The organism is Vibrio sp. 10N.261.55.F4 (genome assembly GCF_041470465.1).
GTDB lineage: Bacteria > Pseudomonadota > Gammaproteobacteria > Enterobacterales > Vibrionaceae > Vibrio > Vibrio crassostreae_C.
The window spans coordinates 158,042-175,033 of the sequence record NZ_JBFRMM010000008.1 but is presented as its reverse complement, the minus strand read 5'-3'; the positions used below and the strand labels follow the sequence as shown (position 1 = coordinate 175,033).

Annotated in this window: 16 protein-coding genes; 11 read left to right on the top strand and 5 right to left on the bottom strand. The window is 44.3% G+C overall.

Annotated features, from left to right (window positions below; genetic code table 11):
- Positions 1-107: 107 nt before the first annotated feature.
- The 7 genes from AB4249_RS06260 to AB4249_RS06230 all read left to right on the top strand — a co-directional run bounded on the left by AB4249_RS06260 (position 108) and on the right by AB4249_RS06230 (position 8,536).
- Positions 108-1,697, top strand: a complete 1,590-nt coding sequence (locus AB4249_RS06260) for an anthranilate synthase component 1 (protein WP_017063545.1) — start codon at positions 108-110, stop codon at positions 1,695-1,697.
- Positions 1,698-1,699: 2 nt separating this feature from the next.
- On the top strand, positions 1,700-2,308 hold the full coding sequence (locus AB4249_RS06255; RefSeq protein WP_017063544.1) for an aminodeoxychorismate/anthranilate synthase component II: 609 nt from the start codon (positions 1,700-1,702) through the stop codon (positions 2,306-2,308).
- 9 nt (positions 2,309-2,317) lie between these two features.
- On the top strand, positions 2,318-3,313 hold the full coding sequence (gene trpD, locus AB4249_RS06250) for an anthranilate phosphoribosyltransferase (RefSeq protein WP_136977869.1): 996 nt from the start codon (positions 2,318-2,320) through the stop codon (positions 3,311-3,313).
- Positions 3,314-3,338: 25 nt separating this feature from the next.
- A complete protein-coding gene (gene trpCF, locus AB4249_RS06245; protein ID WP_372102549.1) occupies positions 3,339-4,778 on the top strand; it encodes a bifunctional indole-3-glycerol-phosphate synthase TrpC/phosphoribosylanthranilate isomerase TrpF in 1,440 nt (479 codons plus the stop codon).
- Positions 4,779-4,909: 131 nt separating this feature from the next.
- Positions 4,910-6,100, top strand: coding sequence for a tryptophan synthase subunit beta (gene trpB / locus AB4249_RS06240; protein WP_102429051.1), 1,191 nt, complete (start codon positions 4,910-4,912; stop codon positions 6,098-6,100).
- The gene (gene trpA / locus AB4249_RS06235) at positions 6,100-6,906 is read left to right on the top strand and encodes a tryptophan synthase subunit alpha (protein ID WP_017070760.1); all 807 of its coding nucleotides are present in this window, start codon (positions 6,100-6,102) and stop codon (positions 6,904-6,906) included. Before trpB ends, trpA begins: the two co-directional genes overlap by 1 nt.
- Before the next feature lie 310 nt (positions 6,907-7,216).
- Positions 7,217-8,536 (top strand): dicarboxylate/amino acid:cation symporter, encoded by a 1,320-nt coding sequence (locus tag AB4249_RS06230; protein ID WP_346393668.1) that lies wholly within the window; start codon positions 7,217-7,219, stop codon positions 8,534-8,536.
- Between the two features lie 102 nt (positions 8,537-8,638).
- Here AB4249_RS06230 and AB4249_RS06225 read toward each other — a convergent pair whose 3' ends face one another.
- From AB4249_RS06225 to hisC, 5 genes are all read right to left on the bottom strand, one after another.
- On the bottom strand, positions 8,639-9,946 hold the full coding sequence (locus AB4249_RS06225; RefSeq protein WP_010438025.1) for a TRAP transporter large permease: 1,308 nt from the start codon (positions 9,944-9,946) through the stop codon (positions 8,639-8,641).
- A 21-nt stretch (positions 9,947-9,967) separates the two neighbouring features.
- Positions 9,968-10,447: a TRAP transporter small permease gene (locus AB4249_RS06220; protein WP_017094468.1), complete on the bottom strand. Its 480-nt coding sequence runs from the start codon at positions 10,445-10,447 to the stop codon at positions 9,968-9,970.
- A 67-nt stretch (positions 10,448-10,514) separates the two neighbouring features.
- A complete protein-coding gene (locus AB4249_RS06215) occupies positions 10,515-11,474 on the bottom strand; it encodes a TRAP transporter substrate-binding protein (RefSeq protein ID WP_017063537.1) in 960 nt (319 codons plus the stop codon).
- A 580-nt stretch (positions 11,475-12,054) separates the two neighbouring features.
- Positions 12,055-12,828, bottom strand: a complete 774-nt coding sequence (locus tag AB4249_RS06210) for an ABC transporter substrate-binding protein (protein ID WP_029235360.1) — start codon at positions 12,826-12,828, stop codon at positions 12,055-12,057.
- Between the two features lie 10 nt (positions 12,829-12,838).
- Positions 12,839-13,981, bottom strand: a complete 1,143-nt coding sequence (gene hisC / locus AB4249_RS06205; protein ID WP_102427834.1) for a histidinol-phosphate transaminase — start codon at positions 13,979-13,981, stop codon at positions 12,839-12,841.
- Between the two features lie 181 nt (positions 13,982-14,162).
- Between hisC and AB4249_RS06200 the strand changes: the two genes are divergently transcribed.
- The 4 genes from AB4249_RS06200 (at position 14,163) to yciA (ending at position 16,878) form a co-directional block, all read left to right on the top strand.
- Positions 14,163-15,050, top strand: coding sequence for a LysR substrate-binding domain-containing protein (locus AB4249_RS06200; RefSeq protein ID WP_017063534.1), 888 nt, complete (start codon positions 14,163-14,165; stop codon positions 15,048-15,050).
- A gap of 285 nt (positions 15,051-15,335) precedes the next feature.
- Positions 15,336-15,584 (top strand): hypothetical protein, encoded by a 249-nt coding sequence (locus AB4249_RS06195; protein ID WP_017069991.1) that lies wholly within the window; start codon positions 15,336-15,338, stop codon positions 15,582-15,584.
- Positions 15,585-15,717: 133 nt separating this feature from the next.
- Entirely contained in the window at positions 15,718-16,284 is a 567-nt protein-coding gene (locus AB4249_RS06190) for a septation protein A (RefSeq protein WP_017061509.1), read from the top strand.
- A gap of 195 nt (positions 16,285-16,479) precedes the next feature.
- Positions 16,480-16,878 carry an acyl-CoA thioester hydrolase YciA gene (gene yciA, locus AB4249_RS06185; RefSeq protein ID WP_010438001.1) on the top strand — a complete coding sequence of 133 codons (399 nt, stop codon included), beginning with the start codon at positions 16,480-16,482 and terminating at the stop codon, positions 16,876-16,878.
- The last annotated feature ends 114 nt before the right edge of the window (positions 16,879-16,992 follow it).

Here is a 16,992-nt window from a genome sequence, read left to right as displayed (position 1 = left end):
TCAATTGACTAACAAATCATCGAATTGACCATATTCTAGATTGGGTGAAAGGTATCTTTATGCGACTATGTACGGCAGGAAATTTAAAGAATCATAAAGGAGGTCTTGTGAACAAGGCCATTGAAATCAAAAAGCTGGGAACCATTGAGGTCATCAATTCCTCAGTTCCTTACTCGCAAGATCCAACCAGCGTTTTTCATACTTTGTGTGAAAACAAAACTGATAGTCTTTTGTTGGAATCTGCCGAGATTGAATCTAAACAGAACCTGACAAGCCTACTCCTTATCGACTCTGCTGTTCGCATCGTATGTCGCGGACATGAAGTAACCTTTCAAGCATTGACTGAAAACGGTCAAGCGCTTATCGAACATCTCACTCAAAACGTGAAAGCAGAAATTAAATCTGACCTTACTGATAACGTTTTGACGCTGACTTTTATCGAACCAAGCAACGAATTAGACGAAGACTCACGTTTAAGAGAAGCCTCTTCATTCGATGCACTGCGTTTGGTTCAGCACAGCTTTGAGCAAGACGCGGATAACAAACACGCATTATTCATGGCGGGCTTATTCGCTTACGACATCGTGGCAAACTTTGAGCCACTAGGTGATGCTGAAGCAACCAACAATTGTCCTGACTTTGTATTCTACGTAGCTGAAACACTATTGCGTTTCGATCACCAAGAGAACGAAGGCCTACTTCACGCGAGCTTATTTGCTCAAGATGACAACATCAAAGCGCAATTAACTGACCGTCTAGCCGACATTCAAACTCAGTGTCAGTCCCTGAAAGCCATCACTGAAGTAACGCCGTTAGACAACGTTGAAGCTGTACCTAGCGTTTCAGATGAAGACTTCTGCCAAACGGTTCGTGATTTAAAAGAGTACGTAGTTAAAGGCGATGTATTCCAAGTGGTACCTTCACGCCGCTTCACTCTACCTTGCCCTGCCCCACTGGCGGCTTATAAAGAACTCAAACAAAGCAACCCAAGCCCTTACATGTTCTACATGCAAGACGAGCTGTTTACTCTGTTCGGTGCATCTCCAGAAAGCGCGCTGAAATACGAGACAGAAACCAACCAAATCGAGATCTACCCGATTGCTGGTACTCGTCGTCGTGGTAAGCGCCCTGACGGTCAAATCGATTTCGACCTAGACAGCCGTATCGAGCTTGAACTGCGTACCGACAAGAAAGAAAACGCCGAGCACATGATGCTAGTTGACCTAGCGCGTAACGATGTGGCACGTATTGCCGAAGCTGGCACTCGCCACGTAGCAGACTTACTGAAAGTAGACCGCTACAGCCATGTAATGCACTTGGTTTCTCGTGTTGTTGGTCAGCTCCGTGAAGACTTAGATGCTCTGCACGCTTACCAAGCTTGTATGAACATGGGCACGCTAACGGGCGCACCAAAAATCCGCGCAATGCAGCTTATTCGTGACGTAGAAAAAACGCGTCGTGGTAGCTACGGTGGTGCAGTCGGTTATCTAACCGGTGAAGGGACTCTAGATACTTGTATCGTAATTCGCTCTGCTTACGTTGAAGATGGCGTAGCACAAGTACAAGCTGGCGCTGGTGTGGTATTCGATTCAGACCCACAAGCAGAAGCCGATGAAACTCGCGGCAAGGCACAAGCGGTTATCTCAGCGATTCAAGCAGCTCATACTAAGAACCTAACAAATAAGAAGGAGTCGTAATCATGGCTGATATTGTATTCATCGATAACTTCGACTCGTTCACTTACAACCTTGTAGACCAATTTCGTTCATTAGGTCACAGCGTAAAAATTTACCGTAACAACATTCCTGCAAAAGTAGTTGAAGCGGCGATCAACGAACTAGACAACCCTGTTGCACTGCTTTCACCAGGCCCTGGCGCTCCAGCAGATGCGGGCTGTATGCCAGAGCTGATTCAGCTTCTAAAAGGTAAAGTGCCAATGATTGGTATTTGCTTAGGCCACCAAGCGATTGTTGAAGCCTATGGCGGCACCGTTGCAGGCGCTGGCGAAATCATTCATGGTAAGGTGTCGATGATGGAACACCAAAACCATGCGACTTACCAAGGCTTACCTTCGCCATTGGCTATCGCTCGCTACCACTCTTTAGTGGCAACGCATGTATCTGATAGCCTAACAGTGACCGCTGAAGTAGATGATTTGGTGATGTCTGTGGTTCAAGAACAAGACAAGGTGTGTGGATTCCAATTCCACCCTGAATCAATTATGACGACCTACGGTGCAACGCTTCTAGCAAACGCTATCGAATGGGCTCTTGAGAAACCTCTTCGCCTTGAAAAGACTGGAAAATAGGAAACGATCATGGAACAGATTAATAAACTTTACGAACAGCAGTCTCTTACTCAAGAAGAAAGCCAACAGTTATTTGATGTGATCATCAAGGGTGAACTAGACCCAATCTTGATGGCTTCTGCGCTAACTGCACTGAAAATCAAAGGCGAAACGCCCGATGAAATTGCAGGCGCAGCAAAAGCACTACTTGCGAATGCAAACCCGTTCCCGCGCCCTGATTACGATTTCGCAGACATCGTAGGTACAGGTGGCGACGGTCACAACACCATCAATATCTCGACGACTTCTGCATTTGTTGCCGCAGCGTGTGGCTTAAAAGTCGCGAAGCACGGTAACCGCAGCGTATCGAGCAAATCAGGCTCTTCTGACTTACTGGATTCGTTCGGTATCAACCTAGCGATGACAGCTGAAGACACACGTACGGCTGTTGATGAACTTGGCGTAGCATTCCTATTTGCTCCGCAATATCACGTTGGTGTACGTCACGCGATGCCGGTTCGTCAAACAATGAAAACGCGCACTATCTTCAATATTCTTGGCCCACTGATTAACCCTGCTCGCCCTAACATCGAGCTAATGGGTGTTTACAGCAAAGAGCTGGTACGCCCTATCGCAGAAACCATGCTGCAAATGGGCATGAAGCGTGCAGCTGTTGTGCACGGTAGCGGCCTAGATGAAGTAGCGATTCACGGCGAGACTATCGTTGCTGAGATTAAAGATGGCAAGATTCACGAGTACACAGTGACTCCGGCTGACTTTGGTTTGAACACTCACCCTCTTGAAGCGATTAAGGGCGGCGAGCCAGAAGAGAACAAAGCCATCACAACTGATATCCTGACGGGTAAAGGCACTGATGCTCAAGTTGGCGCAGTGGCAGTCAACGTAGCTCTGCTGATGCGTCTATTTGGTCACGAAGACCTAAAAGCCAACGCTCAGCAAGCGATTGACGCGATGAACTCTGGCAAAGCGTACGAGCTTGTACATAAGCTTGCTGCACACGCCTAACGAACGACGAATTGAGACAAAGAACATGACACAGACTACCGATAAACTGTCGACCCACGTTTCAGTCAAAGAAGCTGAAATGGCGGAAGTATTAGCAAAAATCGTTCGTGATAAATACCAATGGGTTGAAGCGCGTAAGCAGACTCAACCATTAGACGAGTTTAAAGCGTCACTAACTGCAACAGACCGCAGCTTTTATGACGCTCTGAGCGGAGAACAAACGGTTTTCATCACTGAATGTAAAAAGGCCTCTCCGTCAAAAGGTTTAATCCGTGACGAGTTTGACCTCGACTACATTGCTTCTGTTTACAACAACCACGCAAACGCGATTTCTGTGCTGACAGACGAGAAGTACTTCCAAGGTGACTTTGAGTTTTTACCTAAAGTTCGCAGCATTGCTAAGCAGCCTATCCTGTGTAAAGACTTCATGGTTGATACCTACCAAGTGTATCTAGCTCGTCATTACTCAGCTGATGCTATCTTGCTAATGCTATCGGTATTAGATGACGAAGAGTACAAAGCGCTGGCGGAAGTCGCTCACTCACTCAACATGGGTGTATTGACCGAAGTCAGCAACGAAGAAGAGCTTCACCGTGCAGTCGCTCTAAACGCTAAGGTGATCGGCATTAACAACCGTAATCTTCGTGACCTTTCGACTGATTTGAACCGTACTAAAGAGTTGGCGCCGCTGATTCGCGAACTGGCTCCAAACGCAGTTGTGATTTCAGAGTCTGGCATCTACACACATCAACAAGTTCGTGACCTTTCAACGTTTGCAGATGGCTTCCTAATCGGTAGCTCTCTAATGGCAGAGAAGAACCTCGAGCTTGCGGTACGCAAAGTAACACTGGGTGAAAACAAGGTGTGTGGTTTAACTCACTCTGACGATGCAGCAAAGGCTTATCAAGCTGGTGCGGTATTCGGTGGTCTGATATTCGTTGAAGCATCTAAGCGTCATGTGGATATCGAAGCGGCTCGTTTGACTATGAGCGGCGCACCTTTGAACTACGTGGGTGTGTTCCAAAACCACAGCGTTACTGACGTTGCGAAAACGGTTTCTGAGCTAGGCCTGTTCGCTGTGCAATTGCACGGTGATGAGTCTCAAGCGTTTGTCGATGAGCTAAAACAGTCACTACCTGAAAGCGTTGAGATTTGGAAAGCTTACGGTGTTTCTCCCGATGCTGAGAGCTCGCTACCAGAATTACTGGAAAGCAACGTGACTCGTCACCTGCTAGATACTAAAGTGGGTTCTCAAACTGGTGGCACAGGCCAAGTGTTCGATTGGAACCTAATCAACAACCAAAGCGCAATCATGTTAGCGGGTGGCCTAAACCCAGACAATGCTAACCAAGCGGCTAAGTTGGGTTGTTTAGGGCTAGACCTAAACTCAGGCGTTGAATCAGCTCCAGGTAAAAAAGACGCAGACAAACTGCAACGCGCTTTTGCAGCGATTCGCAATTACTAGTCCAAACTCGGCGCTAGAAATTAGAAAGCAGAAACTAAAAACATATTTGTGAGCTTTGCCTTTTGCGAAGCTCAAACAAGATTAAATGACTTGGTGTGAATACACATCAGTAGAATTGAAGGAATAACACAATGGCTAAACTCGATGCCTACTTTGGTGAATACGGTGGTCAATACGTACCGCAGATCCTAGTGCCAGCACTAGACCAACTTGAACAAGCATTTATCGATGCACAAGCCGATCCTGAGTTCCGCAGCGAATTCATGACGCTTCTTCAAGAGTACGCTGGTCGTCCAACGGCGCTAACGCTAGCACGCAACCTAACAAAAGGTACAAAAACCAAACTGTACCTAAAGCGTGAAGATCTACTTCACGGCGGTGCTCACAAGACAAACCAAGTTCTTGGTCAGGCATTGCTAGCAAAACGTATGGGTAAGCAGGAAATCATCGCTGAAACTGGGGCAGGCCAACACGGTGTGGCAACGGCTCTAGCGTGTGCTCTACTAGGTCTTAAGTGTCGTGTATACATGGGTGCAAAAGACGTTGAACGTCAAAGCCCGAACGTGTTCCGTATGAAGCTAATGGGCGCAGAGGTTATCCCTGTTCATTCTGGCTCTTCAACGCTAAAAGATGCATGTAACGAAGCGCTACGTGACTGGTCGGCAACTTATGAAGACGCGCACTACCTATTGGGTACTGCAGCGGGCCCTCACCCATTCCCAACGATTGTTCGTGATTTCCAACGCATGATTGGTGAAGAAACGAAGAACCAAATTCTAGCTCGTGAAGGTCGCCTTCCTGATGCAGTTATCGCGTGTGTCGGCGGTGGTTCAAACGCTATCGGTATGTTCGCGGATTTCATTGAAGAAGAGTCTGTACGCCTAATCGGTGTAGAGCCTGCTGGTAAAGGTATTGATACCGACCAACACGGCGCGCCGCTTAAACACGGTAAAACTGGTATCTTCTTCGGTATGAAAGCACCACTGATGCAAGATGAGAATGGTCAAGTAGAAGAGTCTTACTCTGTATCTGCGGGTCTAGACTTCCCATCAGTTGGCCCTCAACACGCGCACCTAAATGCTATTGGCCGTGCTGAATACGACAACGTAACCGATGACGAAGCACTAGAAGCTTTCCAAGCTATCGCACGTAACGAAGGTATTATCGCAGCGCTAGAGTCATCTCATGCTTTGGCTCATGCTGTTAAAATGGCTCACGATGACCCAGAGAAAGAACAGCTATTAGTGGTTAATCTATCTGGTCGTGGTGATAAAGACATCTTCTCTGTACACGACATTCTTAAAGAGAAAGGAGCATTATAATGGATCGCTATCAATCACTCTTCACTCGCTTAGCTGAAAAGAATCAGGGCGCATTTGTACCATTCGTAACGGTTGGCGATCCTAACCCTCAGCAGTCTCTTAAGATCATGGAAACTTTGGTTGAAGCGGGTGCAGATGCACTTGAGCTTGGTATTCCATTCTCCGATCCGCTTGCAGATGGCCCGACAATCCAAGGCGCAAATATTCGCGCGTTAGATTCAAAAGTAACGCCAGATGTGTGTTTTGATCTTATTGGTCAAATTCGTGCTAAATACCCAGATCTGCCAATCGGCCTACTGATGTACGCAAACTTGGTGTACGCACGTGGTATCGAGAACTTCTACGAGCGTTGTGCGAATGCAGGTATCGATTCAGTATTGATTGCTGATGTACCAACCAACGAGAGTGGCGAGTTTGTTGCTGCAGCTAAGAAGTTTGGTATTCACCCAATCTTTATTGCTCCACCAACAGCAAGTGATGAGACGCTTCAATCGGTTTCTGAGCTAGGTGGTGGTTACACTTACCTACTTTCTCGTGCTGGCGTAACGGGTGCAGAAACCAAAGCAAACATGCCTGTGACAGCCCTACTTGACCGTTTGAACAAGTTTGATGCGCCACCAGCACTGCTTGGTTTCGGTATCTCTGCTCCTGAGCAAGTAAAAGAAGCCATCGAAGCTGGCGCTGCTGGTGCTATCTCTGGCTCTGCGGTTGTGAAAATCATTGAAAACAACGTTGAACAACCAGAAGCAATGCTTAAAGCACTTGCTGAGTTTGTTACGCCAATGAAAGCGGCAACGCAAAAATAATAAATAGGCTCCCACTAGTGCGATAATTTGCGCTGTGGGAGTTTTTCTCCGAGAACACGTCCAAACCCTCTCAATTGTTAAATTTCTGATAAAAACAACACCTCATACAAACCTGTAGCACACCTATAATACCCCACCAAAACATCACCACCATTTATAAAAATAATGACAAACCAAAAGGCAAACGTTTGCTTTAGTGTGAAAAATCATCAAATGACATTTGATTACTGCTTTTTGGTGTTCTTTCATCTCTGCTCATATTGATAAATGTAAAAGATACGTGTAAAACTTCTCGCGAAATATTAATCCAATGGTACATCGTACATTGGTGAGTAGTTCTGGGATTTTTATATTTAGTAGCACAGAGGTTATGGAAGTGTTAAAAGAAAAGAGTTTACTAAGCAACATCGGCGTTCAAGTCGTTATTGCAATGATCATCGGTACCCTAGTCGGTGCGATGATGGGTGACAGCGCAACTATGTTCGCTCCACTGGGTGCTATCTTCATCAATTTGATCAAGATGCTGGTTATCCCTCTAGTCGCGGTTGCCCTAATTTCAGGTGCTGCTGGTCTAGGCAACAGCTCATCAGCAGGTAAAGTGGGCGTGACCACTCTAGGTTACTTTGCACTAACGTCTGCACTTGCTGTAGCACTAGCGCTAGTAATGGGTGAAATATTCGAACCAGGTCGTGGTATCGATGTTTCTGGCGTTGAAGGCATGTTCTCTTCTGAATACGCTGCGAAAGGTGAACTTCCTACGTTCTGGGCAACCATCACAGGCATGATCCCGACCAACGTTTTCCAATCACTGAATGAAGCAAACATTCTGCAAATTCTAGTTTTCTGCTTATTCTTCGGTATTGCGATTTCTAAACAAGCGAAAGAGAAACGTGACCCTATCATCAATGGCGTAAACGCGATTGTTGACGCTATGGTTTGGATGATCAACAAGGTTATGATCATTGCACCACTAGGCGTATTCGGCCTAATGGCAGAAGCTGTGGGTACATTCGGCTTTGGCGCACTTATGGTTGTGTTCAAACTGTTCGTTGTCTACATCGCTGCGATTCTGATCTTCGGCTTTGTTGCTTACCCGCTAATGATTCAAATCTTCACTAAGACTTCTGCTAAGAAGTTCCTAGTGGCAATGAAGAAGCCTCAAGCGGTTGCACTATCAACAGCCTCTTCAATGGCGACACTGCCAGTAACAATGGAAACGGTAGAGAAAGAACTTGGCGTTCGTAACTCTACGGCTTCATTCGTTCTGCCACTTGGTGCGACGATCAACATGTCTGGTAACGCAATTTACTACGGCCTAGTTGCTATCTTCTTCGCACAGCTGTTCAACATCGACCTGTCTATGGGCGCTTACATTGCTATCATCGTAACGTCGACTCTAGGCGCAGTTGGTCAAGCAGGTGTTCCAGGTCCTTCTTTCCTAGTGGTTGCGGTTCTTCTAGCAGCTGGTATCCCTATTGAAGGTCTACCTCTGTTGTTCGCTCTAGACCGTATCTTCGACATGATCCGTACTGCTCTAAACATCACTGGTGATGCAGCATGTGCAGTCATCGTTGATTCTCTAATCGAAGACGAAGCGAAAGAAGCTGAGCTACAAAAACAGCAAGCGTAATATTAAGCTTCAGTTTGATTGATAAATAAAACCGCCTTCATGAGGCGGTTTTTTTATTAGGTAATGATCGATATTGATTCGGTAAATCTCACCCTTGTCAGGCTAATTGATGAGTCCAAACGCACGAGGCAGAGCCAAACTAATTTCAGGAATAAAAGTAATGGCCAACAGTGTGACGATCAATACGGCACAAAACGGCATGATACTTCTTATAACGTTTTCAATCTTAGAGCCACTGACACTACAACCCACAAATAGCGCCGTACCAACGGGTGGCGTTGCAATGCCAATACATAAGTTGAAGATAATCATCATCGCGAAGTGAATTGGATGCATGCCTAAATGCTCAGCAATCGGCATAAAGATAGGGGTAAAGATCAATACGGCTGGCGTAAGGTCCATAAACATACCCACAATCAGTAGAATCAGGTTCATCAGAATAAAGATGATAATTGGATTGTCTGAAATAGAGAGCATCCAATCACTGATCATGGTTGGTAGACCGGTAAACGCCATTGCCCATGACATAATGGTAGAAGCACCAATCAAGAACAGCATAATGCCAGTAACCTGAACCGTTTCTCTACAAATTATCGGAAAGTGTGCCCATTTGAGGGTTCGGTAACAGAGTGACAGTATAAAAGAGTATAGAACCGCTATACATGCCCCTTCTGTTGCAGTGAATATACCACCAATAATACCGCCAATAACAACAACAATAAGCCCTAAGCTTGGTGTTGCTTGCCAAACAATATTCAGCACATCTTTCGTTGTGAAGCCGTCATTCGCACTTGTTTTGTAGCCCTTCTTTTTAGCGATGAAATAGGCGACGACCATACAACTTAAGCCCATTAGAATACCTGGGACATACCCTGCGATAAACAACGCCGCAACGGATGTTCCACCCGATACCACTGAAAATACGATCAGTGAATTACTCGGCGGTATTAATAAGCCTGCCGGGCAAGATGCAACGTTTACTGCTGTTGCTAAGTTTTTATCATAACCATCTTTTTCTAATTCTGGGCCTAAGGTTTTACCAACCGCAGCTGCTGCTGCAACGGCTGATCCTGAAACGGCGCCAAACATCATATTGGCGAAGATGTTCACGTGAAAAAGTGAGCCCGGGATCCAACCAACCAAGAGCTTTGCAAGGTTGATGAGTCGACTCGCGATGCCACCTACATTCATTATATTCCCCGCGAGGATAAAGAAAGGGATGGCTAATAAACTGAAACTATCAATACCGGTAATGATTTTTTGACCCGCAGTAATACTGGCGACTTCAAACGGTAAGATGAAATACATGATGGTTAAAGATGACATGGCAATTGCAATCGCAATCGGCATGCTTATCGCGATCATGAATAAGAATAGGCCTAGCAGCCAAACACCAATGGACAAATCCATAATATAGAGTCCTTTTAAAACTTATTTTTTGTTGGGTTCACAAAAAAGATCAAACGTATTCATGACCAAATAGATGAGGATAATAACGGCTGAAATCGGCAAGATTGAATACACCGTCGACATCGGTAATTGTAGTGCTGGAGAGAGTTGTTGTGTGGTTCTTCCCATTAAGGCGATGCCACCTTGAAGCATTGCTAGAAATACAAATGCGCCAGAAATGAAATTGATGAGCACATGTAATGCGATATGTGCTTTACCCTTAAGATAACCATCCAATAACGTTATTGCTAAGTGTCCTTTGATACCGAATAAGTAGCTTGCTCCTAATAAGCCAAGCCATACCATCGCATAACGAGCAAGTTCATCAGTCCAGTTACTTGGATCATTCAAAACATAGCGACTAAAGACCTGCCAAGTGACAGTAACGACAAGTAACATTAGTGCAAAAGAAGAGACAAAAAGAATCAGCCTATCAAGTAGGTTTCTGAAAGTTGCTAACATGGTGTGATACCTCAAAAAATTTTGCCTTAGCAAAGCCAAGGCAAAATTATATTTTCACTAAGACTGATTAAAGAGCTTCAATTTTTTCAATGAATGGAGCTAGTTTTGGATCTTTTTTCGCCTCATCAATCATAGGTTTAACAGCTGCACGGAAAGGGGCTTTATCAACTTCAACAAACGTGACACCTTCTTTCATTCCTTTCTCTTTGTTCATGTCATCTGTTGCATCCCAGATTTTGATCTGCTCTTCAAGAGACTCAGCAGCAGCTTCTTTTAAGATCTTTTGCTCTTCTGCCGTTAATGAACCCCATTTGTATTCTGAAATGATGATCACGTCAGGTGTCATCATGTGCTGGTCCATAGAGTAAAATTTGGCAACTTCACTGTGTTTCATTTCAACTAAGCTAGAAATATTATTCTCAGCACCATCAATTACACCTTGTTGCAGAGCCGTGTATACCTCATTGAAAGGTACAGGTGTTGCTTTACCACCAAGTAAGTTAACCATTTCCATCATGGTTGGAGAACCAGGAACTCGAACTTTCATGCCAGCTAGATCTGCTGGTGAGTTGATGGCTTTCTTAGCGTAGAAGCTACGTGTGCCTGAATCATAGAATGTAAGACCGATGAAACCTTTACCTTCGCTTGAAAGCAGCATCTCTTGTGCAGCTTCACTTCGCATGAAGGTTCTCATATGTGGAACGTCACGGAATAAGAAAGGCAGTGCATTAACCTTAAACGTTGGTTCAAAAGATTCGGCTAACCCACCATTGATTTTGGCCATATCAATCGCGCCAGTAACAACTTGCTCCGCTTGGTCACGTTCAGAGCCTAATTGACCGTTTGGAAAGATCTTAATCGTAAGTTCACCATTCGATTTTTCTTTAACTTTATCAGCCATGATCACCATGCCTTGGTGAGCTGCGCTTTCTAATGACATTGCATGCCCTAACGTCAAAGTTTTTGCTTGAGCGCCAAATGCCATAAGAATTGAAGCCGCTGCAATCGTCAGTAGGTGTTTTTTCATGTTCTTCTCCAGAATCCATTTTGTAAGAGGTACAGTTTTTATATGCAACGCTATAGCTAAGTTTGAAATCTAACGTTCAATTGCACATCGCTCATAGCAGTAACGTTTCATTACAATATTCTTACCCTATGAATCTTGTATTACAATACTATATGTATATTTTGTGAACTAAGGTTTATCTATTGGCCTGAGAACCTAATTGATTGTGATACCAATCATATTTGGGACTAATTAGACCATTAATCAGTTCTACTTTGGATTTTTTTGTAATTTCGATTACTTTCAACTGCTTTAAGAACAATCTCTTAGTAAAAGAGTATCGATCTATTTATGTTATTTTAAGACATTAAATTCAGTTATGGAGCACGACAAAGAAGGTCTCCTCGCTCGAAAACGCGAGTCGTGAACAGTGCTTTGTGAGGTGATGAAGGCAAGGTTTTCGGTTGGATTTAGGTAACAAGAATAGATAAAAGCAATAGAGAGAAGCTTGAGAGGATGAATTGTTTGTAACAAAAATCCGAGAGCCTTACAGCCCTCGGATTTTTGTTTTTGGTGTTCTAATTTTTAGGCGTTAAACGAATTACAAATCAGCGCCATAGATATCAAACGTGAAGTACTTAGCGGCGATCTTGTCGTAAGTACCGTTTGCTCTGATCTCTTCAATCGCAGCATTGAATTGTTTCGCCAATTTTGAATCCTGCTTTCTTAATGCTAACGCCGTACCCTCACCGATGTAGGCTTTGTCGGTAACGGCTTTGCCTTTGAACTCAAAACCCTCGCCTTCTTTCTTATCTAAGAAAGCCAATGACAGTTGATCTGAGTTGCCGAAGGTTAGATCTAAGCGACCGTTTTGCAGATCCAGATACACTTCATCTTGCCCTGTGTAACGCTTAATGTTGGCAACACTACCAAACTTGTCGGTTACGTAGCGATCGTGAATCGTACCTTGCTGAACACCGATGGTTTTACCCGCTAAGCCTGCCTCATCAACGCTGAATTCTGCGCTTTTAGCAGCAACAAATACGGCTGGTGTTTGGTAGTACTTGTCAGTAAATAAGATTTTACGCTTACGCTCTTCGGTAATGCGCATCGAAGCCATGATCACATCCGACTTTCTTGCCAACAAACTTGGAATTAGCGAATCCCAGCTTTGTGAAACCCAAGTACAATCGAGTTTAGCTTGCTCACACAAAGCATCAGCTATCTCAATATCAAACCCGACAGGCACACCGTCGCTGTTTTTATAGTTGAATGGCGGATACGTAAAGTCCGACGCTAAACGGATTTCTTTCGCCTGTACCGTTGTACCAAGTAAAGCGGCCGCACAAGCGAGTCCTAGTATTATCTTTTTCATCATTGCCATCCTAGATATGATCTTTATCGAGTTGAGATTGAATTTCTTTATGTTGAGCTTGTTGAATTTGTTTGCCTTGTTGACTCTGTTCTAATTCGGTTTGGTAACGTGTTAGTGACGTTATCACTTCTAGCATGCTCTCTTGGCTACCAATACTGATTCGAACACAGTTACGCAAAGCCGGTTCATGGTTTTGGTTCCTTGTCACAATGCCGTCCTTCGCCAAGACACTGAACACTTGGTGCCCTGCTTTTTGACGCAGCAAAATGAAGTTTGTCGATGAAGGGTAAACAGACTCGATGAAATCAAACCGCGTTAGCTCACAAGCAAACCAGTTACGTAGTTCAACCAGCTTTTGCGTCGCGTCTTGCATCACTGAGACTCGTTCATCGGACAAAGCGTCTAGCACGATTTGAGATGAGCAATCTGGCATCGGATACGGTGGAATCAGCTTCGCGACATACTGCATCACATTTTGACTCGCTAAGATAAAACCACAACGAACCGCAGCCAGTCCAAATGCCTTAGACAAGGTGCGAATCACAACCAAATGTGGATAGCGTTCAATAAGACTAACGGCTGACGTTTGTGGTTCAAATTCGATATACGCTTCATCGACGACCACTAGCGACTTCCCAATCGTGCCTTCCAATACCTGAATCAAATCCGATTTAGGAATCACATTGCCCGTTGGATTGTTTGGTGAGCAAAGAAACACGATATTCGCCAGTTCTGCCTTATTCACAATATCAGCGACGTTCAGGCTAAAGTCTTCCTGCAATGGAGAGTCCAAGGTATTAATCGCCAATGCATCAGCGCAAAACTCATACATCGCATACGTTGGAGAGCAGATAAGTATGTTGTCGCACGCCGGTTTACAGAATGTTCTGATCAGCAAATCAATCGCTTCATCTGCACCACGAACAGCCACAGTCGCGGCATCGGTACTACAGTAATCTTGATAAGCCTTAGCAATATCTTGTGGTAAGAAGTCTGGGTATCGGTTGTGACTTGCTTCTCCTTGAAACAGCGAGCTTTCCAATTCATTGGCGTTTAGCCAGACACGTCCATCACCACCAATTCTTCTTGCCGATTGATAAGGTATTAATTTTTTTACAGCCTGAGGCACTAAGCTATCAATAAAAGATGTCAAGAAGCTATCCCTTTCACAAAATCACAATGTCTTCATCATTGCCTTCATATTCAAAAAATGTGACTTATACACATATTGAATCACAAATGATGATTAAGCATTTACATTCAAACAGAACACTATTGATAAATGAATCGAAATAATCACATAATAGCCATGATAAAAAGTCATAGGTAAAGATATGAATCGCACACTTCCTTCAACCAAAACCTTGCTCGCGTTTTTGTCTACGGCAAGGCACCTCAACTTTACACGCGCGGCACATGAGCTCAATGTTACGCAAGGTGCAGTGAGTCGTCAGGTATTGTCGTTTGAAGAAAGCCTTGGCTGTGATCTCTTCTATCGCCATGCTCGCGGATTGTCTTTAACGCCGAAAGGAGAAGAACTGGTTCCCCTGATACAAGGAACGATTCATCAGCTGCAATCGGCTCTAAATCAAGTGGCTAGCTCTCCGTCTAAGATCAAACTCAACGCACCGAGCTGTATTACCTCTTGGCTACTACCTAAGTTGATGTCTTTTCAGCAAGCCTATCCTGAAATTGATGTCGAACTGACGTCGACCATCAAGCACGTCTTCGAACCAAGCTTTGATCCGTTTGACGCCGTAATTACCTATGGTAAGAAGCCAAACCAACAATCGATTATCAGCCAATTATTGTTTAACGAGCAGCTAGCGCCCGTTTGCCAAGCACAAAGCATTACACAGAGCCATCTTGTCGACGACGCATCGACCATCATCAAGCCACACAAGCTTGCCCAATACACTTGGCTACACGCCAACAATGAGCAAAGTGATTGGCGACTTTGGTTAGAGCACATAGGCAGCCACGACCTTTCAAGCAAGAACAACCAACAATTTGCGACACTCGATCAAGCTATGAACGCCGCCATTCAAGGGTTTGGCATTGCCATAGGCGACATCACACTGGCCAAGCAAGATATTGATTTAGGTAGATTGGTAAAAGTGAGTGAAGGCAGTGTTTTCTCTGGAAATGGTTACTTCTTGCTGCAACCCAAGAATCGACAAAATACATCCTTATCTACGCTTGTTGATTGGCTCGTCGATTAGCGGCAATCATTGTTGGTAGGCCTCTTTATAAGCGGCAGGAGAGCGTCATAATGAGAATTTTTCCGTTCTCAAAATGAAACTATTTGATGTCTGTTTCGTATTGATTGTCAGAGAATAGAACGTACCTTCCTTTAACTATTTGAAAAGAAGTTCAATTCTATTTAGCCGGGAATTTATTCTGTTCCGTTGGAGAAAATGGCATTCGAGTTGCTTTGTCATAGATAACCCAACCAATATACAGCAGGTTGCACCAGTTTCACTGCAGCTTGTCACGGAGGATAGGCTATGACCTTACAAAGACACACGTATTACGGCTTGATTCACCATGGAATTAAAACCCTATTAATGGACAGAATTGGCCACTTCACAGAGCGTGAATATCACGAGTATCTCGACTTAACGACCGGTAAATCGACATGTTTTGCCATGAGTGAGCAAGAGCTCGAAAACACCTTAGACAGCTTAAAGAGCGAAGGTTACCTTGAAGATATCAAAAAGCTGATACCTCGCTATCAAACCTCGTCAATGCGATAACCTGCTTCAACTCTTTAAACACGATGAGTGGTTAGATTGAATTAATTGGCACCCAATTGTCTCGAGCTATTTAGCATCGAGACAGTTTTCGTTAGACTGTCAGCAACTCAACTAACTGGATAGTCAGTGTCTCATGAAACAAATTCTTGATTTCATTCCTCTCATTATTTTCTTTGCGCTTTATAAGATGTACGACATCTATACCGCGACCGGCGCTTTGATCGTTGCCTCTGCAGTTCAAATTATTTTGACTTATTTCATCTACAAGAAAGTCGAAAAAATGCAGGTCATCACCTTTCTAATGGTTGCCGTATTTGGTGGCATGACCATCTTCTTGCACGACGACAACTTCATTAAATGGAAAGTCACCATCGTTTACGCACTGTTTGCGATTGGCCTGACGGTCAGTCACATCATGGGCAAATCAGCGATTAAAGGTATGTTAGGCAAAGAGATCACACTGCCTGATTCGGTATGGGGCAAGATCAACTGGGCATGGACGCTGTTCTTTACCCTATGTGCCGTTCTCAACGTTTACGTTGCTTTCAGCCTACCGTTGGATGTTTGGGTCAACTTCAAAGTGTTTGGTCTACTCATCGCGACCTTGCTCTTCACCTTGCTCACTGGTGTTTATATCTATAAGCATCTACCAAAAGACCAGCAGAAAGAGTTAACGGATAAAAATACCGACGAGAAGTAACCCTAAGGGATGAGTCCTCATCCCCTTTTTGATACAATTATTATCAATATGCTATTTAACAGTGGCCAATGATACTCGTGATCATTGGCCACTGATTGTTTGTGTTCGGTGAATACGTTAAAAATACGACCACCGCGAGCGCGGCAAACACATCTATTTAAATTTAAAACAATCAATACCATTAAGAGTACAACAATGACTATTCAATCAACTTTGAACCCGATTGGTTCTTTACTTCTTCGCACATTGGCGATGCCTTCTGATACCAATGCAGCAGGCCAGATTTTCGGTGGTTGGATAATGTCTCAGCTTGACCTTGCTGGCGGCATACTGGCGAAGGAGATCTCTAACGGCAAGATTGTCACTGTTTCAGTATCGAGTATTGAGTTCAAACAGCCGGTTTCAGTGGGTGATGTTGTGTGTGTTTATGGTGACTGCACCAAGATTGGCCGTAGCTCGATGAATATCGACCTAGAAGTGTGGGTTAAGCCTGTACTTGATCACGGCATCGGCGACCGATATAAGGTTTGTGGAGCAACGTTCAACTACGTTGCTGTCGATGAGGGTGGTAAGCCTCGCCCGATCAATAAGTAGTACTTTTCACCAAGCTGCTAATGTAGACGGTCTTTAGTTTCAACGAATGAAATCGCTAAAGACCATACTTCTCTCTCGCACCATTTCACAATTTCTTATCATTAGCTCTTCCAA